General features: G+C 74.3%; 19 protein-coding genes and 1 riboswitch. Of the genes, 13 read left to right on the top strand and 6 right to left on the bottom strand.

Going from position 1 to position 22,934, the window contains the following annotated elements:
* Window positions 1–47: 47 nt before the first annotated feature.
* The 3 genes from ACWH4W_RS09875 to ACWH4W_RS09885 all read right to left on the bottom strand — a co-directional run bounded on the left by ACWH4W_RS09875 (window position 48) and on the right by ACWH4W_RS09885 (window position 3,130).
* Window positions 48–1,592 carry a protein kinase domain-containing protein gene (locus ACWH4W_RS09875; RefSeq protein ID WP_473075391.1) on the bottom strand — a complete coding sequence of 515 codons (1,545 nt, stop codon included), beginning with the start codon at window positions 1,590–1,592 and terminating at the stop codon, window positions 48–50.
* Window positions 1,589–2,338, bottom strand: a complete 750-nt coding sequence (locus ACWH4W_RS09880) for an FHA domain-containing protein (protein WP_473077457.1) — start codon at window positions 2,336–2,338, stop codon at window positions 1,589–1,591. The genes ACWH4W_RS09875 and ACWH4W_RS09880 overlap by 4 nt, the downstream gene beginning before the upstream one ends.
* 201 nt (window positions 2,339–2,539) lie before the next feature.
* Window positions 2,540–3,130, bottom strand: a complete 591-nt coding sequence (locus ACWH4W_RS09885) for a hypothetical protein (RefSeq protein ID WP_473075392.1) — start codon at window positions 3,128–3,130, stop codon at window positions 2,540–2,542.
* 300 nt (window positions 3,131–3,430) lie between these two features.
* Between ACWH4W_RS09885 and ACWH4W_RS09890 the strand changes: the two genes are divergently transcribed.
* The 9 genes from ACWH4W_RS09890 to ACWH4W_RS09930 all read left to right on the top strand — a co-directional run bounded on the left by ACWH4W_RS09890 (window position 3,431) and on the right by ACWH4W_RS09930 (window position 15,032).
* On the top strand, window positions 3,431–4,285 hold the full coding sequence (locus ACWH4W_RS09890) for a bifunctional methylenetetrahydrofolate dehydrogenase/methenyltetrahydrofolate cyclohydrolase (RefSeq protein WP_473075393.1): 855 nt from the start codon (window positions 3,431–3,433) through the stop codon (window positions 4,283–4,285).
* The gene (locus tag ACWH4W_RS09895) at window positions 4,275–4,781 is read left to right on the top strand and encodes a DUF3017 domain-containing protein (RefSeq protein ID WP_473075394.1); all 507 of its coding nucleotides are present in this window, start codon (window positions 4,275–4,277) and stop codon (window positions 4,779–4,781) included. Before ACWH4W_RS09890 ends, ACWH4W_RS09895 begins: the two co-directional genes overlap by 11 nt.
* A 523-nt stretch (window positions 4,782–5,304) precedes the next feature.
* Window positions 5,305–6,399 carry a helix-turn-helix domain-containing protein gene (locus tag ACWH4W_RS09900; RefSeq protein ID WP_473075395.1) on the top strand — a complete coding sequence of 365 codons (1,095 nt, stop codon included), beginning with the start codon at window positions 5,305–5,307 and terminating at the stop codon, window positions 6,397–6,399.
* 675 nt (window positions 6,400–7,074) lie between these two features.
* Window positions 7,075–8,064: a malate dehydrogenase gene (locus tag ACWH4W_RS09905; protein WP_473075396.1), complete on the top strand. Its 990-nt coding sequence runs from the start codon at window positions 7,075–7,077 to the stop codon at window positions 8,062–8,064.
* Between the two features lie 202 nt (window positions 8,065–8,266).
* Window positions 8,267–9,997 carry a hypothetical protein gene (locus ACWH4W_RS09910; protein ID WP_473075397.1) on the top strand — a complete coding sequence of 577 codons (1,731 nt, stop codon included), beginning with the start codon at window positions 8,267–8,269 and terminating at the stop codon, window positions 9,995–9,997.
* Between the two features lie 2 nt (window positions 9,998–9,999).
* The gene (locus tag ACWH4W_RS09915) at window positions 10,000–10,353 is read left to right on the top strand and encodes a hypothetical protein (protein WP_106412807.1); all 354 of its coding nucleotides are present in this window, start codon (window positions 10,000–10,002) and stop codon (window positions 10,351–10,353) included.
* Window positions 10,354–10,363: 10 nt separating this feature from the next.
* Window positions 10,364–11,329 carry a hypothetical protein gene (locus ACWH4W_RS09920; RefSeq protein ID WP_473075398.1) on the top strand — a complete coding sequence of 322 codons (966 nt, stop codon included), beginning with the start codon at window positions 10,364–10,366 and terminating at the stop codon, window positions 11,327–11,329.
* A gap of 390 nt (window positions 11,330–11,719) precedes the next feature.
* Window positions 11,720–13,240 carry an aldehyde dehydrogenase family protein gene (locus ACWH4W_RS09925; protein ID WP_473075399.1) on the top strand — a complete coding sequence of 507 codons (1,521 nt, stop codon included), beginning with the start codon at window positions 11,720–11,722 and terminating at the stop codon, window positions 13,238–13,240.
* A 247-nt stretch (window positions 13,241–13,487) separates the two neighbouring features.
* Window positions 13,488–15,032 carry a GMC family oxidoreductase gene (locus ACWH4W_RS09930; RefSeq protein ID WP_473075400.1) on the top strand — a complete coding sequence of 515 codons (1,545 nt, stop codon included), beginning with the start codon at window positions 13,488–13,490 and terminating at the stop codon, window positions 15,030–15,032.
* 141 nt (window positions 15,033–15,173) lie between these two features.
* Here ACWH4W_RS09930 and ACWH4W_RS09935 read toward each other — a convergent pair whose 3' ends face one another.
* Entirely contained in the window at window positions 15,174–15,707 is a 534-nt protein-coding gene (locus tag ACWH4W_RS09935; RefSeq protein WP_473075401.1) for a carboxymuconolactone decarboxylase family protein, read from the bottom strand.
* Between the two features lie 47 nt (window positions 15,708–15,754).
* Between ACWH4W_RS09935 and pdxR the strand changes: the two genes are divergently transcribed.
* The 4 genes from pdxR to ACWH4W_RS09955 all read left to right on the top strand — a co-directional run bounded on the left by pdxR (window position 15,755) and on the right by ACWH4W_RS09955 (window position 20,551).
* Entirely contained in the window at window positions 15,755–17,140 is a 1,386-nt protein-coding gene (gene pdxR, locus ACWH4W_RS09940; protein WP_473075402.1) for a MocR-like pyridoxine biosynthesis transcription factor PdxR, read from the top strand.
* Window positions 17,141–17,352: 212 nt separating this feature from the next.
* Entirely contained in the window at window positions 17,353–17,697 is a 345-nt protein-coding gene (locus ACWH4W_RS09945; RefSeq protein ID WP_473075403.1) for a hypothetical protein, read from the top strand.
* 6 nt (window positions 17,698–17,703) lie between these two features.
* Window positions 17,704–18,888: a glutathionylspermidine synthase family protein gene (locus ACWH4W_RS09950; RefSeq protein ID WP_473075404.1), complete on the top strand. Its 1,185-nt coding sequence runs from the start codon at window positions 17,704–17,706 to the stop codon at window positions 18,886–18,888.
* 89 nt (window positions 18,889–18,977) lie between these two features.
* A riboswitch (ZMP/ZTP riboswitch) is annotated at window positions 18,978–19,064 on the top strand.
* Between the two features lie 35 nt (window positions 19,065–19,099).
* Window positions 19,100–20,551: a glycine hydroxymethyltransferase gene (locus ACWH4W_RS09955; RefSeq protein WP_473075405.1), complete on the top strand. Its 1,452-nt coding sequence runs from the start codon at window positions 19,100–19,102 to the stop codon at window positions 20,549–20,551.
* Window positions 20,552–21,467: 916 nt separating this feature from the next.
* Here the strand turns inward: ACWH4W_RS09955 and ACWH4W_RS09960 are convergent.
* Together ACWH4W_RS09960 and ACWH4W_RS09965 are read right to left on the bottom strand one after the other, a co-directional pair.
* Window positions 21,468–22,280 carry a hypothetical protein gene (locus tag ACWH4W_RS09960; protein ID WP_473075406.1) on the bottom strand — a complete coding sequence of 271 codons (813 nt, stop codon included), beginning with the start codon at window positions 22,278–22,280 and terminating at the stop codon, window positions 21,468–21,470.
* The gene (locus ACWH4W_RS09965) at window positions 22,277–22,843 is read right to left on the bottom strand and encodes an RNA polymerase sigma factor (RefSeq protein ID WP_473075407.1); all 567 of its coding nucleotides are present in this window, start codon (window positions 22,841–22,843) and stop codon (window positions 22,277–22,279) included. Before ACWH4W_RS09965 ends, ACWH4W_RS09960 begins: the two co-directional genes overlap by 4 nt.
* Between the last annotated feature and the right edge of the window lie 91 nt (window positions 22,844–22,934).

The raw sequence follows: 22,934 nt of genomic DNA on the forward strand, positions 1-22,934 counted from the left end.
CACCGTGCCGGGGGATCCCCCCGCCCGGTACCTCACAGCTGCGAGGGTCATCTCCCGCCCGGCGGGGTGTACTCCTCGAGGTAGTGGGCGACGCGGTCGGCGTAGGCGCGGTGTTCGGCGGGGACGCCCCCCGCGTCGTTCACCCGGCGCCACGACGTGCGGTAGGCGGCGGCGATCAGCACCCGCCGGTCCTCCCGCAGCCCCTCGTCCAGCCGCGGCGCGATCCAGCACAGGTAGCGGCCCATCGCGGGCACCGACTCGGCGGGCGGGAACGGCGGTTCGGGCACGTTCTCGGCGGGCGTGCCGTCCTCGTTCATCCACCACCGCAGCACCTTCGGGGTCCAGCGCGCGATGCCGTACTCGTCGGCGGCCGGGTCGGCCAGGTCGGGGTCGAAGTCGCTCTCCACCTTCAGCATCGCCGCGATCAGCGGGGCGGAGACGTCCTCGCTCGGGCAGTCGTGCGCCGTCTCCACGATCAGCAGCCGGTAGGCGGCCGGCACGCCCCGGCCGGTGCGCAGCACGTCGGCGCCGTACGTGGCGGCGGCGTCCGTGCGCGCGCTCGGCTCGCCGCCGGACACGGCCCACCGGTCGACGCCGTACCCGAGGACGGCCGCCGTGGCGGTGGCGAGGGCCGCGGAGACGGCGACCGCCCGCCGGGAGCGGCGCCGGGCGGGCAGCAGCCGGTGCAGCGGGAACGGGCGCCCCGCGCCGGCCGCCTCCCGCACCCGCCGCAGCAGGTCCGCCACGCCGATCCGCTCCTCGTGGGTGCGGGCCAGACAGGCCCGGACGATGTCCCGCCAGGCGTCCGGCAGCTCGGGGGAGAGCCGCAGCTCGTCCGTGCCGGAGGCGTACGCGGCGGCGGCCGCGCGGCGGGCCGCGGGCGTGGCGCCGGGCAGCGGGAAGGCGCCGGTGAGGACCAGATGGGCGAGCACCCCGAACGCCCACACGTCGGCGGACGCGCGGATCCGGCGGCCCCGCTCGCCGATCTCGGACCACAGCAGCTCGGGCGGGGTGTAGTCGGGCGTGGAGAACGCGGACGTGTAGGCGTGCGTGCCCTCCAGCTCGGCGGCCATGTTGAAGTCGGCGAGGCGGACCGAACCGTCCGCCATCAGCAGCACGTTGGCCGGCTTCAGGTCACCGTGCACCCAGCCCGCCCGGTGCAGCTGGGCCAGCCCCTCGCAGGTCTGGGCGAGCAGGCCGGGGCCGGCGCCGGGGCGGGGCGAGGCGGCCAGCAGCGCCGACAGGGAGCCCTCCGCCTTCTCCAGCACCAGCACGGTGGCGCCGTCCAGCTCGGGGTGGCCGGGGTCGTCGACGGTGAGCGCCTCGTACATGCGGATCAGGCGCGGCTGCTTCAGCCGGCGCAGCACGTCCACCTCCCGCTCGGCCAGTTCGCGCAGGTGGCGCAGCTGGCGCGGGGTGCGGGTGCCGGTGGGCAGGAACTTCAGCGCGACCGTGCGCGGCCCGTCCGCGCCGCCCTCGGCGCGGCGGCCGGCGTACACGCTGCCGAACGCGCCCGTCGCGAGCGGCTCGCGCACCTCCCACGCGCCCACCCGGTACCCCTTGGGCACCGGCACGGCGTACGTCCCGGTCACCGGCCCCCCTGGCGGGGCGGGGCCGCCAGGACCGCCAGGTCGTCCTCGCGGACCAGGTCGAAACGGAGCGCCAGGGAGACCAGCGACTCCTTCTTGCCGTTCAGCCGCGGTCCCGGCTCCGCGGTCTCCGGGCCGGGTTTGAGGCGCAGCTTCACCGCCAGGTAGTCGATGTTCCACTGCACCGAGGCACGGGAGGCGGCCGGCCACAGCGGGCGCAGCCGCTCCACCGCCTGCTCGACCGTGGGCAGCGGGGCGTGCGGCTCGCCGCGCAGCCGGGGCTCGCACAGCGCGGCCAGCACGGCGAAGTAGCGCTTGGAGCGGTCCAGGGAGAAGGCGGGCGCGGTGGCGGCGCCGTCGTCACCGGCGTCGTGGCGGACGTGTTCGTGGCACGGCGCCCACACCTCCAGCGGCAGCAGGTCGCCGCAGGCCGGCAGCACGATCCGGGAGAACTCGAACGGCACCGGCGCGTCCAGGCGGCCCGGCCCGACCTTGATGTGCTCGCCCGCGCCCTCCGGGTTCTCCACGACGTACGTCTGCTCCCGGCTGAGGTTGCTCAGCAGCCAGAAGGCGCCCTGCGCGGTGATCTCACCCGCTCTGCGGGACACGCCGTCGTGGGCGATGCGCAGGCCGTCGCCCTGCGGGGCGCGGCCGAAGGAGAGGCGCTCGCCGGGAGCCAGACGGTACTGGTCGCGGCGGCCGGGGTCCTCCGGCGCGGTCGCCGGAGGTACGACGATGAGGCTGTACACGGTGCGTCCCCCCATGCCTGACGGCTACTCGGCCAGGGTAGGGGGACGCCCCGCCGCCGGACCTCCCCCGATCGGGTGCGACACGGGTGTGCGGCGGGCCCGGCGCGCACCGGGCGGTGCGTACGACGGGGCCGTGTCCCCCTCGCCCCGGAGGGGGACACGGCCCCGTGAGGTGTGCCGCGGCGCGCGGACCGGGACGGCTCAGTACTGCGGCGGCCGGGTGAACCAGTAGCTGCCGTTCCTGTTGGCGCAGAACACGATGATCAGGATGCCGAGCACCAGGCTGACCAGCGCGAAGACGTTGGCGCCCAGCAGGCTGATCACGCTGAACAGGGTGACGACCGAGGCGTAGATGATCGCGGAGACGCGTGTTCCGCCACGGCCCGTCCCGAACTTGGCGGCCGTGAGGATCCCCCAGGCGGCGAACGCCAGCACGAGCACTCCGAGCACGATCATGACGCCCGCGCCGACGCTCGACACGTTGTCCACGTCCTCCGCGGTGAAGGCCGGGTCGTCGGACATGAGGTCTTCCAGCTGCTCGGCGAACCAGCCGCTCACGACCACCATGAGGAGGCCGCCGAGCGCCTGGAGGCCGCCGAGCACGAAGAGCATCACGCGCGCGGCCTTGACGCTGCCGGGCATCGGCACCGGCCCGCCGGGGTGGCCGTAGGGCTGGACCGGCGGGGCGGAGGGGTACCCGTAACCGGGCTGGCCGGGCTGCTGGGGGTAGCCGTAACCGGGCGGCTGGCCCTGCGGAGCCCCGTAGGGGTTGTTCGGGTCGCCGAAACTCATGGCGGTTCTTCCTCCGTTGCGCTTCTGGTGCGGGGACGGCGCGGGGCGCGGCGCGGAGGAGGTGCTACAGATGCGGTCCGTCCCCCCGGTTCTGCCCGCGGCACTGCGTGTTCATCGTTCTTGACCGTTCCTTTCCTTGTCCAGCGGTACGACATATGTGTTGTGCAAGTGCAACATCGCGATCTTGCTCGTATTGATACCGGTCGTGATCGAATGCCCGGTGCGGGTGTGCGGGCGTCCCGGCCGGCCGGAATGCGGGCTGATTGGAACAGCGGCCCGGTCATCCGCGAGGATGGGGTCATGACCGCCCAGATTCTCGATGGCAAGGCCACCGCAGCCGAGATCAAGTCCGATCTGACCGCCCGCGTGGCGGCGCTGAAGGAGAAGGGCGTCACGCCCGGCCTCGGCACGATCCTCGTGGGGGACGACCCCGGCAGCCAGAAGTACGTCGCCGGCAAGCACCGCGACTGCGCCCAGGTGGGCATCGCCTCCATCCAGCGCGAACTGCCCGCCACCGCCACGCAGGAGGAGATCGAGGCGGTCGTCCGCGAGCTGAACGACGACCCGTCCTGCACCGGTTACATCGTCCAGCTCCCGCTCCCCAAGGGGATCGACGAGAACCGCATCCTCGAGCTGATGGACCCCGGGAAGGACGCCGACGGCCTCCACCCGATGAACCTCGGCCGTCTCGTCCTCAACGAGCCCGCCCCGCTGCCCTGCACGCCGAACGGCATCATCACCCTGCTGCGCCGCCACGGCGTGGAGATCAAGGGCGCCGAGGTCGTGGTCGTCGGGCGCGGCGTCACCATCGGCCGTCCCATGCCGCTGCTGCTGACCCGGCGCAGCGAGAACGCCACCGTGACCCAGTGCCACACCGGCACCCGCGACCTCTCCGCCCACCTCAAGCGGGCGGACATCATCGTCGCCGCGGCCGGCAGCGCCCACCTGATCCGTCCCGAGGACGTCAAGCCGGGCGCGGCCGTCCTGGACGTCGGCGTCTCGCGCAGCGCCGAGGGCAAGATCGTCGGCGACGTCCACCCGGGCGTGGCCGAGGTGGCCGGCTGGGTCGCCCCGAACCCCGGCGGCGTCGGCCCGATGACCCGGGCGCAGCTGCTGGTCAACGTGGTCGAGGCGGCGGAGCGCAGTGTCGGCTGAGCGGAAGGCGCCGGACGCCTCCGAGGCCCCCGCGGCGGCGGGGGCCTCGGAGGAGCTCACGGTCCGCGACCCGGTCAGCGCGCCCGACGCCGAGGGCGTCCCGCGCCGGGCCACTCGCAGGTTCCCGCTGTTCACCCGGGACACCGCGCGGCCCGAGGGCGGCGGCCGGGCGGCCCCCGGCGACGCCCCCGCGCCCGCCCGGCAGTGGCCGATCCTGGCCGTGCTGCTCACCGTGGGGCTGGGGCTGCTGCTGACCGCGGTGGACGTGTTCCGGGTCGGGCTGCTGCTGATCGGCGCGGCGCTGGTCGTCGGGGCGGTCCTGCGGTGGGCGGTGCCGCACGTCGGGATGCTCGCCGTGCGCTCCCGCTTCACCGACATCGTCACCTACGGCGGCCTGGGGCTGGTGATCGTGCTGCTGGCGCTGATGGTGCAGCCGGACCCGCTGCTGCGGATCCCGTTCCTGCAGGACATGCTGCACTTCACGGTCGACGGCTGAGCCGCCGGCGCGGAGAGCGGCGGCCCGTCCGCACCCCCGTGGGCGGACGGGCCGCGCACCACGTTCCCGCACGGCGGACGGCCCGTTCAACGGCGGCCCGGCCGCTGTGGCACGGGAGTGACCGTTCCGCTACGTGCCCCGGAAGCCCCCTACACCCTTGTGACGGCTCCGGCACGTGTGCGCGGCAGGGAGCTCCGCCCAGGGGTGATGTGGTCACGGACACCTCCGCGCGGGGGCGCCGGGGTGGTAGGACAGGAAGACGGTGGGACGGCCGTACCGGTCCGGTTCACCCGGTCCGTGGGTTCCGGGGTTCCGTTCGGCCGGGGGGCCGACCGGTGGGACACTGATGCACAAGCGACTGGGCGTGCAATGCCGCACGCGCCCTGTCGCTCCCGTGCGCCCCCACCCCGGGAACTGAGGCCCGTCCCGGCGGCATCCCTGTGGGCAGCCGGGCGGGGCGTGGCAGAGGGCACCATGCGCGAGGGAAACACCAGCACGAACCGGGGGGAAGAGGGGAAGAGCAATGCCTCGTTGGAAGGCTTTGCCGGATGAGCTCGATCCGCAGATCAGAGAGTTCACCAGCCAGCTCAGGCGGCTGGTGGACCGCAGCGGCCTGAGCGTCGCGTCGGTCGCCGACCGCACGGGCTACAGCAAGACGTCCTGGGAGCGCTATCTGAACGGCCGGCTGCTCGCGCCGAAGGGCGCGGTCGTGGCGCTGGCCGAGGTCACCAAGACCAACCCGGTGCACCTGACCACCATGTGGGAGCTCGCCGAGCGCGCCTGGAGCCGCTCGGAGATGCGGCACGACATGACCATGGAGGCGATCCGGATCTCGCAGGCGCGCGCCGCGCTGAGCGAGCCGGCCGGGCCGCCGTCCGGCGGGGGCGGACGCCGGGGCGGCGGGGCCCGTACGGGGGTCGCCGGTCCGGCCGGGGTGTCGCCGAGCGTGCCGGCCCAGCCGACCGCCACCGACGTCCGCGACGCGTCGGGCAGCGGCAACTCCTGGGGGGTCGCCGACCGGGAGGCCGGTCACCCGGGGGCGTACGGCCCCGGCGCGCCCGCGGCGGGCGGGTACGGTCCGCCGTCCGCGGCCCCGTCGGGTCCCGGTGGCGGCCCCGGCCGTCCCGAGGGCAAGCGGCGCACGGCGATGTTCCTGGTCGGCGCGCTGGGCGCGCTGGTGGTGGTCGCCGCCGGGCTGTACGTCACCGAGACGCAGGGCGACACGACGAAGGCGAAGCCCTCCCCGTCGCCCACCGTCACCAAGGAGGCGCAACTGCCGCCGGGCGTGAAGTGCAGCGGCGAGAGCTGCGACGGCAAGGACGCCGAGGTCATGGGGTGCAGCGGCGACCTGGTCACCACGGCCGGCACCGCGACCGTCGGCGCCACCACCGTCGAGGTCCGCTACAGCGAGGTCTGCGGTGCCGCCTGGGGACGCATCACCCAGGCCACGCAGGGGGACACGGTCGAGATCACCTCGGGGGCGTACCAGCAGACCGACTCCGTCGACGCGCCGGGCGACACGGTCACCTACACGATGATGGTCCCGGTCGCCGCCGCCACCGAGGCCAAGGCCTGCGCGGTGCTGGCCGCGACGGGCGAGAAGGGCTGCACGGAGTAGGCGGCGCGCCCCGCGTCCTGCCCGTGCGACGCGACTTCTGTCCGTGCGACGCGACTCTTGTCCGTGCGACGTGACTTCTGTCCGTGCGACGCGAGCGGCAGGCACGGTGTGTGGACGCCGACGGTGCACACCGGTCGGCACCGGCGTCCGGCCGCTCGCCGGAGACGGCTCGGTGACCCGGCGCCGACGAGGCCGCGTGGACGCGGGCGGCGGCGTCCGTCACAGCCGGCGAGGGGCGGCGGGGCGGCCGGAGCCATGTCCGTGTGGGCCGTCCGGGGCATGACATGTGAGGGATCCGTGGTGACGCGAATGCGGCGGCGCGGGGCGGGCACGCGAGAAGTACCCCCACGGGATTCCGGCACGGTCGGTTCCCGGCGGCGGCCGCCCCGTCCCCACCTCTCCCGGGCGGGGCGGCCGCCCCTCTCCTTCACCTCTCCGCCGCCCCGGTTACCCGCGTACGCGGGCGGTCACTCTGTGGGACGGGCCACAGGGAGCCCGGCCGTGCGCGCCGACGGATGCGCGATAGCCTGACCGCTGGATCTCTCTTGACGCCAAGAGATCGATCATTCGAACCGGTGATCGATCATCGTGGCGGACGCCGGTCACGAGCCGGAGCGGGATCCCGCACCAGGGGGCAGGGACCGCCCCACCGCCAGCTGTCATACGGAGAACGCCATGACCCGCACTCCCGTGAACGTCACCGTCACCGGCGCGGCCGGCCAGATCGGTTACGCCCTGCTCTTCCGCATCGCCTCCGGCCAGCTGCTCGGCGCGGACGTGCCGGTCAAGCTGCGCCTGCTGGAGATCACCCCGGCGCTCAAGGCCGCCGAGGGCACCGCCATGGAGCTGGACGACTGCGCGTTCCCGCTCCTGCAGGGCATCGACATCACGGACGACCCGAACGTGGCCTTCGACGGCGCCAACGTCGCCCTCCTCGTCGGCGCCCGGCCGCGGACCAAGGGCATGGAGCGCGGCGACCTCCTCGAGGCCAACGGCGGCATCTTCAAGCCGCAGGGCCAGGCCATCAACGCCCACGCCGCGGACGACATCCGCGTCCTGGTCGTCGGCAACCCGGCCAACACCAACGCGCTGATCGCCCAGGCCGCCGCCCCGGACGTCCCGGCCGAGCGCTTCACCGCCATGACCCGCCTGGACCACAACCGCGCGCTGACCCAGCTCTCGAAGAAGACCGGCGTCCCGGTCTCCGAGATCAAGAAGCTGACGATCTGGGGCAACCACTCCGCCACCCAGTACCCGGACATCTTCCACGCCACCGTCGCCGGCAAGAACGCCGCCGAGGTCGTGAACGACGAGAAGTGGCTGGCCGAGGACTTCATCCCGACCGTCGCCAAGCGCGGCGCCGCCATCATCGAGGCCCGCGGCGCCTCGTCGGCCGCCTCCGCCGCCAACGCCGCCGTCGACCACATCTACTCCTGGGTCAACGGCACCCCGGAGGGCGACTGGGTCTCCATGGGCATCCCGTCCGACGGCTCCTACGGCGTGCCCGAGGGCCTCATCTCCTCCTTCCCGGTCACCGTGAAGGACGGGACGTACGAGATCGTCCAGGGTCTGGAGATCAACGAGTTCTCCCGCGCCCGCATCGACGCCTCCGTCAAGGAGCTCGAGGAGGAGCGCGAGGCGGTCCGCGGCCTCGGCCTCATCTGAGCCCGGCCACCACGGCCTTCACGGGGCCCCGCACCGGTTCGCCGGCGCGGGGCCCCGCGCGCGTCCGGCACGGGCTCCGCACCGGCGCCGTCCCCCAGGCCACCGCCGTCGAAACCCGTTCGCACACGCCCGCCCTTCCCCTATGCTGATGCCCCGTCACCCCACGTGGTGGTGACGTTCGTTCGCGTATCGGGGGATCCGCGTGAGCACCGTGTTCGTGCCGCAGCAGCAGCCACAGCACCCGGGCGGGGCGCCGGACGGTCCGCCGCCCGTGCCCCCGCACGCCAGTGAGGCGTCCCGGCTGCTGTGCGCGGGGGCCTACCTGGACCCCGGCTACCGCGACCGTGTCATCGAGGAGCTGTACCTCCACGAACAGCGGGCCGTGGCGCCCTCGCTCGGTTTCGACGCCGCCCGCGTCCTCGCCCACGCGCTGCGCGCCCGGCGCCTGGAGACGCTGTGGGCGGCGGCCGTCCTCGGCCTGTGGATCGTGGGCATCCCGATCAGCGGCAACCTGCTCCTCCACTTCGTGTGGCCCAGCCTGCTGCTCGCCGTCGCGCCCCTGCTGCGCGGGCGGGCCGCCCGGCCGCCCTGGTACCGCTCGCTCGCCGCGTTCCTGGCCCGCTGGGGCGGGCGCGTCCTGACCGTTTTCGCCCTGTTCGCCCTGGTCTCCGTGGCGTTCGGCGAGCAACGGGGGAGTTCCTCGTACGCGTCCTCCTCCTACGGTTCCTACAGCTCCTCCGGTGACGACGACCTGCTGGGTGCGGTCACCGACGGGCTCACCGAGGGCGCCGAGCCCTGGCAGGCGTGGTTCGGGATCGGCGTGCTCGTGGTCATCGGCCTGTGCGTCGCGGGGCGCCGCACCCAGTCCGCCCGGGTCATCGCCGCCGAGCTGTCCCCGGCCCGCTTCCCCGACGCCGCCGGCGACCCCGCCGAACAGGCCGGCGGACCGCGGTTCCGCAGGCTGTCGCAGCGCATCCGGCTGGAGCAGCACACCCCGCTCGTCATGTACCACGAGGCGCGCCCGTTCTGCGGGGCGGGCACGGCGCACGACACCTGGGTGCTCGCCGTCGAACTGCGGCCCGACGAGGACGCGGAGCAGCAGCCGCTCGGCAACCGGGCGATCCTCGACCGGGTCAGGCCCCTGATCGAGCAGCTGCGGGTCCCCGCCGAGCACGCGGGCCCCGGGGTACGGGACCGGCTGCGCCGGCTGGAGATCGACGAGTGCGTGTTCCTGCCCGTCGAGGGACTCCTGCGCCGCGACGAGGCGCCGTACGGGCAGGCGGAGTTCGAGCAGCACCGGGCGCGGGCCGTCGAGGAGGGCGGCGAGAAGCGGCGGCACTTCCTGCGCGTCCGCGTCGGCGGCTGGGAGGAGGAGCTGGTCGTCACCGTCTTCGTCCGCGTCCACACGCAGGGCCGGATGCTGATGCTGGAGATCGCGCCGCACGTGCTGCTGCCGGTGCGCGAGGACTTCAAGGACGCCGACCGCACCGCGCACCGGTTCCTGCACGACCGGGCCGGCCGGATCACCGGCTCCGCCGCCCTGGTGCCCCGCTCCGCCGGTGACTCGCTCATCACCCTCGGCCGGGGTGCCGCCTACCTGTGGCGGCTGCTGACCGGCGGTCACGCGCACGCGCTGCCCGACGGTCCCGCCCTGTCCGTGCGGGAGCTGGCCGCGGCGCCCGCCGGGTCCACCTTCCAGGACATGGACGTCGCCCGGTACCTGCGCAGCGTCCAGGACCGCATCAGCCGCGGGGTGCGGCTGGCGCTGGGCGAAGCGGGCTACGAGACCGGCGAGTTCGTGCAGAAGATCGTCAACATCAGCAGCGGCGCGGTGCACATCGGACGCGCCGACCACTCGTCGTTCGCCTTCGGCGACCACGCGCGCGCCGAGACCACGACCGGCGGCCCCGGGCCGCAGAAGGGATCCGACTGACGATGGCGACCGACGAACCGAACGTCAGCATCGGCCGCGCCGACCACTCCTCCTTCGCGTTCGGCGCCCACGCCCGCGCCGAGACCCGCAACACCGCGGCACCGGCGCGCGACGAGTCCGCCGAGCACCTGCTGGCCGCCGTGCGGGAACTGCGCGCCGACCTCGCCCGGCTGCGGGAGAACGAGCAGGCCGCGCGGCTGGACACCACCCTCGCCGACACCGAGGAGGAGATCACCCGCACCGGGACGGCCGGCGAAGGGCGCATACAGCGGCTGCGCGAGGCGCTCACGGACGCCCAGAGCATCCTGGCCCTGTTCGCGTCGGCCGGGACCGTCGCCGGGCTGCTGGGAATGTGAGAGGAACGCCATGACCGGGGGACAGCGGTACTGGAACGAGGACACCCAGCGCTGGGAGGACGGCGCTGGCGCCACCGCCCCGGTGACCCCGCCGCCCCCGCCGCCGCCGTCCTTCGCGCCGTCCGCGCCGTCCGCGCCGGCCCCGGCGCGGGGCGGCGTGACCGACCCCGACGCGCCGGCCGGCGTGCTGCACGCGTCGCCCGGCGGAGACTGGTCCGCCCCGGAACCGCCGGGGCGCGGCCGGCCGTTCGCCGGCCGACGGCGGCTGGTGTGGGGCGTGCTGGGCGGGGCCGCGGCGGCGGGGGTCGCCGGGGCCCTGCTCCTGAGCCTCGTCGTCGGCGACGACGGCACGGACGCTCGTGCGGACGACCGGGCCGGCGGTACGGCCACGGCGCGGACGTCGCCGTCACCGGCGGGGGAGTCGGAACCCGTGGCGCCGGACGAGGGCTTCGACACCGCCGAGCCGTCGTCCGCCCCCGAGCCGTCACCCCTCCCCGAGGGCTTCGAACTGCACCGTGACGCCGAGGGCTTCACCGTCGCCCGCCCGACGGGCTGGGAACGGGAGACGGTGCCCTCCCAGCACGGCTTCGACGTCGTCAACTACCGCGACCCGGACGGCTTCCGCCGCCTCCAGGTGTACGAGGTCGAGGAGCGCTCGCCGGAGGAGTCCTTCGACCTGTACCTGTCCGACCGCACACCGAAGGCGGACGGCTTCGAGAAGGTCGCGCTGGCGCCCCTGGAGATGGAGGGGGCCTCCGGCCTGCGCCTCGAGTACCGCGCCGACTCGCTGCGCGGAGAGCCCGACGTGGGGAGCTGGCACGTCCAGGACGTGCGCTTCCGCTCACCGGCCGACGGCAAGGTGTACGCCATCGCCGCGTACGGCGCCCCCACGGACGGCGTCGACCCCGAACTCGCCCTGGTCCTCACGGCGGTCGCCCACTTCTGCCCCCCGTCGGCGCCGTGCCCGTCGCCCTGACCTGAGGCGGGTCCGCCGTCCTCTCCGCTCCCGGTGACCGCCGTGGCCCTTCCCCGCGGCCTGCGCGGGCGCCGGGCATCGCGGCGTGGCCGGTGGGCGCGCCGGCCCCCTCCGCCCGGCGCCCGCGCAGGCCGCCGTGCCGTGACCGTGCACGCTCAGCATCCGACTCCGCGCCGTCCCGCATCCGGCCCGCCCGGCCGGTGCGTACCGGACCCGCCCCCGCCGGAGGGCCCCGTCGCGCGGGACGGCCCCGCGGCGGTGCCGTGACGAAGCGCACTCCGGGCCCGCGTTCCGCATGCATCCCGTCCGGCAGGGCAGGAGCACCCGGTCTCGGGGGTAGCAGGAAGGTGACTCACGGGCGTGGAGAAGAACGGAAGGCAGTAACCGATCATGGCGGACAGCACAGAACTGCGGGCACGCGACACCATCCACGCGGGAGGCGAGTGGCGGGCCGCCGTCTCCGGGGCCACCCGGGAGATCCTCGACCCGGCGGACGCCCGGCCGTTCGCCCTGGTCGCGGAGGGCGACGAGCAGGACACCGACCTCGCGGTCGCGGCCGCGCGCCGCGCCTTCGACGAGGGCGACTGGCCGCGCACCCCCGCCGCCGAACGGGCCGCGCTGCTGCGCCGCGTCGCCGACCTGCTGGTCCGGGACCGCGAGGAGCTGGGTCTCCTGGAGAGCCGGGACGCGGGCAAGACCCTCGAGGAGGGCCGCGTCGACATCGACTGCGTGGCCGACGCCTTCCGCTACTTCGCCGACCTGGTCGCCGCCGAGTCGCCCGGCCGGGTCGTGGACGCGGGCTCGCCCGACGTCCACAGCGTCGTCGTGCACGAGCCGGTCGGCGTCTGCGCCCTGATCACCCCCTGGAACTACCCTCTGCTCCAGGCCAGTTGGAAGATCGCCCCGGCGCTCGCCGCGGGCAACACCTTCGTGGTCAAGCCCAGCGAGATCACCCCGCTGACCACGGTCGCCCTGATCGGCCTGCTGACCGAGGCGGGGCTGCCCGCCGGCGTCGCCAACATCGTGACCGGCCCCGGCCACACCGTCGGCGCGCGGATGGCCGAGCACCCCGACGTCGACCTGGTCTCCTTCACCGGCGGCCTGGTCAGCGGCACCAAGGTCGCCCAGGCCGCCGCACCGACCGTGAAGAAGGTCGCCCTCGAACTCGGCGGCAAGAACCCCAACGTGGTGTTCGCCGACGCCTGCGCCACCGAGGAGGGGTTCGACACCGCCGTCGACCAGGCTCTCAACGCGGCCTTCATCCACAGCGGCCAGGTCTGCTCGGCCGGCGCGCGGCTGATCGTCGAGGAGTCCGTGCGGGATCGTTTCGTCGCCGAACTCGCCCGCCGCGCCGAGAGGATCCGGCTCGGCCGGGGCACCGAGGACGGCGTCGAGTGCGGCCCGCTGGTCTCCGCGCAGCAGCGCGAGAAGGTCGAGGCGTACGTCGAGTCCGCGCTCAAGGAGGGCGCGGTGCTGCGCTGCGGCGGCAAGCGGCCCGAGCCGGCGCCCGAGCGCCCCGCGTCCGGCTACTTCTACGAGCCGACCGTCCTCGACCGCTGCCACCGCGAGATGCGGGTGGTGCGCGAGGAGGTCTTCGGGCCGGTCCTCACCGTCGAGACCTTCCGCACCGAGGACGAGGCCGTCGCCCTCGCCAACGACACCGAGTACGGACTGGCCGGCGGCGTGTGGACGGCCGACGCGGGCCGCGCCCGCCGGGTGGCCGGGCGGCTGCGTCACGGCACCGTGTGGATCAACGACTTCCACCCCTACCTCCCGCAGGCGGAGTGGGGCGGCTTCGGCAAGAGCGGCACGGGCCGCGAACTCGGCCCGGCCGGGCTCGCCGAGTACCGCGAGACCAAGCACGTCTACCAGAACCTGGCGCCGGCGCCGGTGCGCTGGTTCGCCGGCTGAGCGGCGGACGCGGGCCGCCGGGCGATGTCCCCCCCACCGCCACGACGGCGGCCGTCCCGGCGCCCGCGCTGTCCACCCCGTACGCGCCCCGTACGGGACGCGCTCCTCTAGCCCTTCCGGGCGGTCCGCGTCCCGTACGAGCAGCCGTCCCCGAGCGGCCCCACCGGGCCGCCGCCGCGAGACCCCCGTCCCGCACGCCACGGGACGCCCCGCCCACCTGCCCCGAGCCCCGAGGAGCACCGCCCCGATGCCCGCCGAGACCCCCGCGCGTGAGACCGAGTACGACTACGTCGTCATAGGCGGCGGCACCGCAGGTTCCGTCATCGCCTCCCGCCTCACCGAGAACCCGGACGTCACCGTCGCCGTCATCGAGGGCGGCCCCAGCGACGTCGGCCGCGACGACGTGCTGACGCTGCGCCGCTGGATGGGTCTGCTCGGCGGCGAGCTCGACTACGACTACCCCACCACCGAGCAGCCGCGCGGCAACTCGCACATCCGGCACAGCCGCGCCCGCGTCCTCGGCGGCTGCTCCTCGCACAACACGCTCATCGCCTTCAAGCCGCTGCCGTCCGACTGGGACGAGTGGGAGGCGGCCGGCGCCACGGGCTGGGGCGCCGTGCAGATGGAGGCGTACTACGCGCGCCTCAAGAACAACATCGTCCCGGTCGACGAGAAGGACCGGAACGCCATCGCCCGCGACTTCGTCGACGCCGCGCAGACCGCGCTCCAGGTGCCCCGCATCGAGGGCTTCAACAGGAAGCCGTTCGACGAGGGCGTCGGCTTCTTCGACCTGGCCTACCACCCCGAGACCAACAAGCGGTCCTCGGCGTCGGTGGCGTACCTGCACCCGGTGATGGACGAGCGGCCCAACCTGACGCTCTGGCTGGAGACCTGGGCGTACCGGCTGGAGCTGAACGGCACCCGCGCCGAGGGCGTCCACGTGCGCACCAAGGACGGCGAGGAAGTGCTGATCCGGGCCCGCGACGAGGTGGTGCTGTGTGCCGGCGCCGTCGACTCGCCGCGGCTGCTGCTGCACTCCGGCATCGGGCCGCGCGCCGACCTGGAGGCGCTCGGGATCCCCGTGGCGCACCACCTGCCGGGTGTCGGCGAGAACCTGCTCGACCACCCGGAGTCGGTGATCGTGTGGGAGACCGAAGGACCCCTCCCGGAGAACTCGGCGATGGACTCCGACGCCGGTCTGTTCGTGCGCCGCGACCCCGGCCACGCGGGCCCGGACCTGATGTTCCACTTCTACCAGATCCCGTTCACCGACCATCCGGAGCGACTGGGCTACCGGCGGCCGGAGTTCGGCGTCTCCATGACCCCGAACATCCCCAAGCCGAAGAGCCGCGGACGGCTGTACCTGACCAGCGCCGACCCCGAGGTGAAACCGGCGCTGGACTTCCGGTACTTCACCGACGAGGACGACTACGACGGCCGCACGCTCGTCGACGGCATCCGCATCGCCCGTGAGATCGCCAGGACCGAGCCGCTCGCGCACTGGCTCAAGCGCGAGGTGGCGCCCGGCCCGGACGTCACCGGCGACGAGGAGCTCAGCGAGTACGCCCGCAAGGTCGCGCACACCGTCTACCACCCGGCCGGCACCTGCAGGATGGGCGCCGCCGACGACGAACTCGCGGTCGTGGACCCCGAGCTGCGCATTCGCGGGCTCCAGGGCCTCCGCGTCGCGGACGCCTCCGTCTTCCCGGCCATGACCGCCGTGAACCCGATGATCGGCGTGCTGATGGTCGGCGAGCGCGCCGTCGATCTCCTCGGCGGTGACGCCCGCTGAGCGCGCCGGCCACGAACGTCACCGCCGCCGCTCCGGCCCCCGCGTCCGACGCGGGGGCCCCGCCCGTCCTCTGCGCCGACGGTCCGTGGCCGGTCCTCGGGCCCCGCGCCGACGGACGGGAGAAGCGGCTGCCCCGACCCCCTAGCGGTGCTGTCCCGGCTGGTAGTGACCGGGCGCCATCCGGCAGGTCACGCCGAACCGGTTCCAGGCGTTGATCACCGTGATGACGGCGATCAGCTGGGACAGCTCCGCCTCGTCGAACTGCTGGGCGGCCCGCTCGTACACCTCGTCCGGCACGAAGCCTCCCCCAGACTTCGTCTGGGAGGCGCCCCCAGCCAGGACCGTGACCGCCTCGGTCAGCTCGATCGCGGCGAGCTCCTTCTCCGTGTAGAAGTGCCGCGACTCCTCCCACGCGGAGAGCTGGACGATCCGCTCGACGCTCTCGCCCGCCGCGAGGGCGTCCTTGGTGTGCATGTCCAGGCAGAACGCGCAGTGATTGAGCTGCGAGGCGCGGACCTTCACCAGCTCGGCCAGCTTCGGGTCCAGCCCCTGCCGGGCCGCGACGTCCAGCCGGACCATCGCCTTGTAGACCTCGGGGGCGTGCTTCGCCCACTCCAGGCGGGCGGGCTCCTCCGCCGCGTACGGGACTGCCCCGGTCGTGTCGGTGTGCGTCATGCCGTCGACCCTAGGAGCGAGGCAGCCCAGGAGTATGGTCCACTTCCATGGCGGAACGCTGGGCCACTTTCGGCATCGACCTCCACCTCGACCCGCGCGGGTCCGGACTGCGGCGCGGCCTCACCGACGCCCTGCGGGAGGCCGTCCGCGGCGGCCGGCTCGCCCCCGGCACCCGGCTGCCCTCCTCCCGCTCCCTCGCCGCCGACCTGGGCATCGCCCGCAACACCGTCGCCGACGCCTACACCGACCTGGTCGCCGAGGGCTGGCTCACCGCACGCCAGGGCTCCGGCACCCGGGTCGCCGACCGCGCCGTCCCCGGCCGCCCGGCCGCGGCCCCCACGCCCCGCCGCACCCCCGGCCGGCTCCCTTACAGCCTGATGCCCGGCACCCCCGACCTCGCGTCCTTCCCCCGCGCCGCGTGGCTGCGGGCCACCCGCCGCGCCCTCGCCGCCGCGCCCCACGACGCCTTCGGCTACGGCGACCCGCGCGGCCGTCCGGAGCTGCGCGAGGCCCTCGCCGGGTACCTGTCCCGGGTCCGGGGCGTGCGCGCCGACCCCGAGCACGTCGTCGTCTGCTCCGGCTTCGCACACGGCCTCCGGCTGCTGTGCGAGGTGCTGCGCGCCCGCGGCGCCCGTACCCTCGCCGTCGAGCCGTACGGCCTCGACGCGCACTGGGACCTGGTCCGCCGCGCCGGCCTGGAGACCGTCCCGCTGGCCCGGGACGACCTCGGCACCCGCGCCGACGATCCGGGCGACGCCGACGCGGTGCTGCTCAGCCCGGCCCACCAGTTCCCGCTCGGCGGGGCGCTGCGCCCGGAGCGCCGGGCCGCCGTGGTCGCGTGGGCGCGCCGCACCGGCGGCCTGATCCTGGAGGACGACTACGACGGCGAGTTCCGCTACGACCGCCAGCCCGTCGGCGCCCTCCAGGACCTCGACCCCGGGCGGGTGGTCTACCTCGGCACCGCCAGCAAGTCCCTCGCCCCCGGCCTGCGACTGGGCTGGATGGTGGTGCCGCCGTGGCTGCTGCCGGACGTCGCCGCGCACGGCGGCGGCCGCACGGTGAGCGTCGTGGAACAGCTCGTCCTCGCCGAGTTCCTCTCCTCCGGCGCCCACGACCGGCAGGTCCGCGCCGCCCGCCTGCGCTACCGCCGCCGCCGGGACGCCCTCGTACGGGCCCTCGTCGAACGGGCGCCGCACGTCCGCGTCACCGGCATCGCCGCCGGACTGCACGCCGTCCTCGAACTGCCGCCCGGCACCGAGCAGGCGGTCCAGCGGGCGGCCACCTGGCAGGGGCTCGCCGTCAAGGGCCTGGACTTCTTCCGCCACCCCGACGTCACCGACCCGGCCGGCGACGCCCTCGTGGTCGGCTACGCCACCCCGCCCGACCACGCCTGGAACGGCACCCTGGAGGCCCTGCTCCGCGCCCTCCCGTGACCGGGGGTCCCGCGCCCTCCCGTGACCGGTTCCTGCGGGTCTCCCGTGAGCGCTGAACGGCCATTTCCCGTCAAAGGGTGACAAAGAGCCAGCGGCGGAACGGGCGGGTCCGGGGGCTCCCGTGCGGCCCGGCCGAACGGTCTCTAGGCTGTCCGCCGCGAGCCGGGACGACACGGAAACGATTCGGCGCGACACGAGGGGGAGCGAAAGGCATGGCGCAGACACGGCGACGACTGCGGTCCAGCACGGTGGTGCTGGGCGGCATGGGAGTGCTCGCGGCGGCACTGTCGGCCTGCGGGTCCGACCCGGACCGGCGGTGCGTGGACCGCGACAGCTACACCCTCGGCGACGGTTACAAGGTCGTCTCCGACAAGAACTGCTCCAGCGGCTCCCGTTCCTCCGGCTCCGTGGGAAAGGGCCGGTCGTCCCGCACCGCCGACGCCGAGTGGTACTACGACTCCGACGTCCGCAGCGGTTACGCCCGCAACGGCACCTTCAGCCGCAGCGAGGCCGTCGACCGGGGCGGCTTCGGCTGCTCCGGCAGCGGCGGGGGCTGATCCGCCGTGGAACGGCGCACCACCGAGCCCCGCCCCGGCTGGCAGCAGACCGTCGAGGAGCAGGGGCTCATCTACCCGCTGACCCGCTACCCCGACGACTCCCTGCGCCCCTACTGGGACGAGAGCGCCTACTACGTCTTCGCCCTGGACGAGGTCGAGGCGCTCGAGGAGACCGTCGAGGAACTGCACGCGATGAGCCTGGCGGCGGCCGGACACATCGTCGCCGAGGGCCGCTTCGCCGACCTCGGCATCACCGACCCCCGGGTCGTGGACGCGGTGACCGAGGCATGGCACCGCAAGGACGAACTGCCGTCCCTGTACGGCCGCTTCGACCTCCGCTACGACGGCACGGGCCCGGCGAAACTGCTGGAGTACAACGCGGACACCCCGACCTCCCTGGTGGAGGCGGCCTCCCCGCAGTGGTTCTGGATGGAGGAGCGCTTCCCCGGCGCCGACCAGTGGAACTCCCTGCACGAACGGCTCGTCGACGCCTGGAAGAAGCAGTCCGCCCTGCTCCCGCCGGGCAGCCCGCTGTACTTCGCCCACACCGCCGGCGACGAGAGCGGCGAGGACCTGATGACCGTCGCCTATCTCAAGGAGACCGCCGAGCAGGCCGGCCTGGAGACCGACTGGCTCGCCATGGAGGAGATCGGCTGGGACCGGCTCTCCGGCCGCTTCGTCGACAACCGCCTGCGGTTCATCCGCAGCATCTTCAAGCTGTACCCGTGGGAGTGGCTGACCACCGACCGCTTCGCCGACCACGTGCTCGACACCCTCGACAACGGCGGCGGTACCGGCTCCACCCTGTGGATCGAACCCGCCTGGAAGATGCTGCTCAGCAACAAGGCGCTGCTGGCGATCCTCTGGGAACTCAACCCGGGCCACCCCAACCTCCTCCCCGCCTACCTCGACGGCCCGCGCGAACTGGCGGACACCACGGGCTGGGTCGCCAAGCCGCTGCTGGGCCGGGAGGGCGCCGGCGTCACCGTGCACGAGCCCGGCACCGCCCCGGAACCCCGCGACGAGCCCTGCTGCTACCAGGGGCTCGCCCCGCTGCCCGACTTCGACGGCAACCGCGTCGTCCTCGGCACCTGGGTGGTGGAGAACGAGGCCGCGGGTCTCGGCATCCGCGAGTCCTCCGGACTGATCACCGACGAGTACGCCCGCTTCCTGCCGCACGTGATCCTGTAGCCGGCGGACAAGGAGCGGGCGGACAAGGAGCGTGCGGCTCCCGCATCGCGGACATCCCCCGCGCCGCCCCGGCACACCCGGTAACCTGGCCCACGGGCCGTGACTGGCGCGCTGGGATGGGACCAACCATCGGGGAGCGGCCCGGGAGAAACGTGCCGTGCGCCTGGGCCATCCGTACCGTGAACGCTGAACGCTACGTCCGGAGGTCCCCATGTCCGCCGAGCAGCCGCTCACCCCCGAGTCCACCGCCTTCCGCTCCGCCCTCGACGTGATCCGCGCCGTCGAGCCGCGCGTCGCCGACGCCATCGGCCAGGAGGTCGCCGACCAGCGCGAGATGCTCAAGCTGATCGCCTCCGAGAACTACGCCTCCCCGGCCACCCTCCTGGCGATGGGCAACTGGTTCAGCGACAAGTACGCCGAGGGCACCGTCGGCCGCCGCTTCTACGCCGGCTGCCGCAACGTGGACACGGTCGAGTCGCTCGCCGCCGAGCACGCCAAGGAGCTGTTCGGCGCCCGCCACGCCTACGTCCAGCCGCACTCCGGCATCGACGCCAACCTGGTCGCCTTCTGGGCCGTCCTCGCCGACCGCGTGGAGGCGCCGTTCCTGGAGAAGACCGGCGTCCGCCAGATCAACGACCTCTCCGAGGCCGACTGGGCCGAACTGCGCCAGGCCTTCGGCAACCAGCGCATGCTCGGCATGTCCCTGGACGCCGGCGGCCACCTCACCCACGGCTTCCGGCCCAACATCTCCGGCAAGATGTTCGACCAGCGCTCCTACGGCACCGACCCGGCCACCGGCCTGATCGACTACGACGCCCTGCGCGCCTCCGCCCGGGAGTTCAAGCCGCTGATCATCGTCGCCGGCTACTCCGCCTACCCCCGCCTGGTGAACTTCCGCGTCATGCGCGAGATCGCCGACGAGGTCGGCGCCACGCTCATGGTCGACATGGCCCACTTCGCGGGCCTGGTCGCCGGCAAGGTCCTCACCGGCGACTTCGACCCCGTGCCGCACGCCCAGATCGTCACCACCACCACCCACAAGTCGCTGCGCGGCCCGCGCGGCGGCATGGTGCTGTGCGACGACTCCCTGAAGGACCAGGTCGACCGCGGCTGCCCGATGGTCCTCGGCGGCCCGCTGCCGCACGTCATGGCCGCCAAGGCCGTCGCCCTCGCCGAGGCCCGGCAGCCCGCCTTCCAGGACTACGCCCAGCGCATCGTGGACAACTCCCGCGCGCTCGCCGAGGGCCTGATGCGCCGCGGCGCCACGCTGGTCACCGGCGGCACCGACAACCACCTCAACCTGATCGACGTCGCCACCTCCTACGGCCTCACCGGCCGGCAGGCCGAGGCGGCCCTGCTCGACTCGGGCATCGTCACCAACCGCAACGCCATCCCGGCCGACCCCAACGGGGCCTGGTACACCTCCGGCATCCGGGTCGGCACGCCCGCGCTGACCACGCGGGGGCTCGGGACGGCGGAGATGGACGAGGTCGCCGGTCTCATCGACCGCGTCCTCACCACCGCGGAGCCGGGCACCACCAAGTCCGGCGCGCCGTCCAAGGCGTCGCACGTGCTCGACGAGAAGGTCGCCGACGAGGTCGCGCGGCGGGCCACCGACCTGGTCGCCGGCTTCCCGCTGTACCCGGAGGTCGACCTCGGCTGAGGCCGGCCGCCGGCTGCCCGGTCATGTGTCCAGCAGTCCCCCGGCGGGGGCGGCCCCCCGGGTCCTTGCGGGCGCGGACGGCGGCCGCTCCCCGGAGCGCGTACGGGCGCAGTGTCAGGGTCAGGGCGGCTCCGGCCGCCAGACCCGGTACGGCCCACCACCAGTCGGTGCCGTCGTCCGCGACGGGGGCGGCCGCCTGGGCGGGGGCTATGTGCAGGTCCTCCCGCGGCGCCGGCTGCGCCTCTCGTCCGGTGCCGGCGCCCGTCACGCCCAGCTCCGACAGGAGCCTGCGCAGCTCCGCCGGGTGCTCGGCGGAGCGCCAGACGCCGTCGTCGCCGTCGCCGTCGGTGATGCGGGTGGACGTGTGGATCCAGGCGTCCCGGCTGCCGTCCGGGAGGACGATCTGGTCCACCCGCCACGGGGTGACGTCGTGAACCATCCACGTCACGTTGATGTGGTGGCCCGAGGCCGTCGCGAGCCGGGGCGGCCTGGCGCGCGTGCCCTGGTGCATCGGGCCGAGCAGGCGCTCCAGCTCCGTGTAGCGCTTGTCGGCGTGGTACAGCGAGGCGGTCTTGCCGCTCGTCGCCGAGACGATCAGGACGCTGGTGGGGCCTCCCGCGGAGGCCGGTGAGACGGCCCAGAGGAGCAGGGCCAGCGCCGCGATCACGGTCGCCGTCAGTTTCTGTCTTACGCCGTCCTTCCAGATGTGCATGTCGGTCCCCCACGTGGCTGGTCGAACCTTTGCGGCCCCTTCCGCGGGCCGCCTGTCACTACTGGTACACCGGCCGGTCCGGTCGGGTTCCCGCGGGGTCTCCTCGCCCTCGCCGCCCCTTCCCGTCCCGTCCCCGGGGCCGCGCCCCAGCCCCCCCTTCTCGGCCCCGGCGGGCCTCGTCCTCAAGCGTCGGACGGGCTGACATCAGCCCCTTCGGCGCTGGTCGGTGACGGACGCCGCTATGTCTCGCGCGCGCGTGCGGGACGGCACGCCCTCCAAGCGGAGCGTCACCGTGCCCGTGGGGCTCCACAGCAGCGTCGGCCCCGCCGTGCGGTCCTCGCGGGTGAACCGGCGGCCCTCCGCGTCGGTCATCCAGAAGGTCAGGACGTGCGGGCGGGGGAACCACAGGGCGGGGCCGCCCACGTCCAGCCACTCGGGGTCCTCCCGGACCGCCTTGACGAACGTGAAGTCCAGGCGGCCCGGGAACTGGTCCAGCCGGACCGTCCGGCCGCCCTCCCGCCAGCACAGGCTGATCAGGGACCGCCCCTGCGGCAAGGTGCCGACCGCCACCGCGTCCGGCGCGCCCAGCGCCTCCGGGACCACGGGCACGAACCCGGCCCGTCGCTCCGCCTCCCCCGGCGGCACCGGGTCCGCGCAGTCCGGCACCCGGGCGCCCGGCGAGGGCACCGCGGACGGGTCGTGCCGGACCTGCACGCCGTGGAAGCCGAACCAGTCGCTCACCGCCGCCCGCACCGGGGGCGTCAGCGCCAGCACCGTCAGCAGACCGCACAGCGCCGCCAGCAGGGAGCGCCGGCGCGCCCGCGTCCAGTGCCGCACCGCCCGCAGGCGGGACCGGGAGGCCGCCGTCGGGACGGGCGTCTCCTCGGCGAGCAGCTGGGCGAGCACGCGCTCGGCCATCGTCCCGCCCGTCGCCCCGTCCGGGGCGTCCAGGGAGCGGCCGTAGGCGCGCAGTTCCTCGCGCAGGCGCCGCAGCTCCTCCTCCTGCTCTCCGCTCACGCCGGCGCACCCCCTTCCCGGGCCGCTCCGGGGCGGAAGTCCGGCAACAGCCTCTGGAGCCTGCGCAGGGCGCGGTTCAGGCGTGACTTCACCGTGCCCCGGGGCCAGCCGAGGGCTTCGGCGGTCTCGCGCTCGTCCATTTCCAGCAGGTAGCGGTAGGTGACGACCAGCCGGTGCTCCTCGCTCAGCTTCTCCAGGGCCGCCAGCAGAGCCGCGCGGCGCTCGGTCTCCAGCGTGGCGACGGCGGGGTCGGCCGACTCCGGTATCACCGGCTCGGCCCCGACGAGGGCCGCCTCCCGGCCGGCCAGGGTCGTCCTGCGTGCCGCCGCGCGCACTGTGTTCCTCGTCTCATTGGCCACGATCGACAACAGCCAGGGCCGGAAGGCCGCGCCGTCCTTGAACCGCCCCAGCGCGCAGTACGCCTTCACGAAGGCCTGCTGCACCACGTCCTCCGCGTCCGCCCCCGCCCCGAGCGCGGCGGCCGCCCTGAGCGCGATGCCCGTATGGGCCCGCACCAGCTCCGCGTACGCCTCCGGCTGTCCGGCGCGTACGCGGGCGATCACCGCGGCCTCATCGACGATGCGGCCCCCCTCCCGCGTCCTCACACCTTTGTTACACCCCGCGGAACGGATCGGTTCCCACCTGTTCCCGGTC

The organism is Streptomyces sp. DSM 120436 (assembly GCF_055778765.1).

Bases quoted from the DNA above. Each gene is read 5' to 3' on its own strand.
- ACWH4W_RS09885 (WP_473075392.1), bottom strand. From the start codon at position 3,130: ATGAGTTTCGGCGACCCGAACAACCCCTACGGGGCTCCGCAGGGCCAG.
- ACWH4W_RS09890 (WP_473075393.1), top strand. From the start codon at position 3,431: ATGACCGCCCAGATTCTCGATGGCAAGGCCACCGCAGCCGAGATCAAG.
- ACWH4W_RS09900 (WP_473075395.1), top strand. From the start codon at position 5,305: ATGCCTCGTTGGAAGGCTTTGCCGGATGAGCTCGATCCGCAGATCAGA.
- ACWH4W_RS09905 (WP_473075396.1), top strand. From the start codon at position 7,075: ATGACCCGCACTCCCGTGAACGTCACCGTCACCGGCGCGGCCGGCCAG.
- ACWH4W_RS09915 (WP_106412807.1), top strand. From the start codon at position 10,000: ATGGCGACCGACGAACCGAACGTCAGCATCGGCCGCGCCGACCACTCC.
- ACWH4W_RS09920 (WP_473075398.1), top strand. From the start codon at position 10,364: ATGACCGGGGGACAGCGGTACTGGAACGAGGACACCCAGCGCTGGGAG.
- ACWH4W_RS09925 (WP_473075399.1), top strand. From the start codon at position 11,720: ATGGCGGACAGCACAGAACTGCGGGCACGCGACACCATCCACGCGGGA.
- ACWH4W_RS09930 (WP_473075400.1), top strand. From the start codon at position 13,488: ATGCCCGCCGAGACCCCCGCGCGTGAGACCGAGTACGACTACGTCGTC.
- ACWH4W_RS09935 (WP_473075401.1), bottom strand. From the start codon at position 15,707: ATGACGCACACCGACACGACCGGGGCAGTCCCGTACGCGGCGGAGGAG.
- pdxR (WP_473075402.1), top strand. From the start codon at position 15,755: ATGGCGGAACGCTGGGCCACTTTCGGCATCGACCTCCACCTCGACCCG.
- ACWH4W_RS09945 (WP_473075403.1), top strand. From the start codon at position 17,353: ATGGCGCAGACACGGCGACGACTGCGGTCCAGCACGGTGGTGCTGGGC.
- ACWH4W_RS09955 (WP_473075405.1), top strand. From the start codon at position 19,100: ATGTCCGCCGAGCAGCCGCTCACCCCCGAGTCCACCGCCTTCCGCTCC.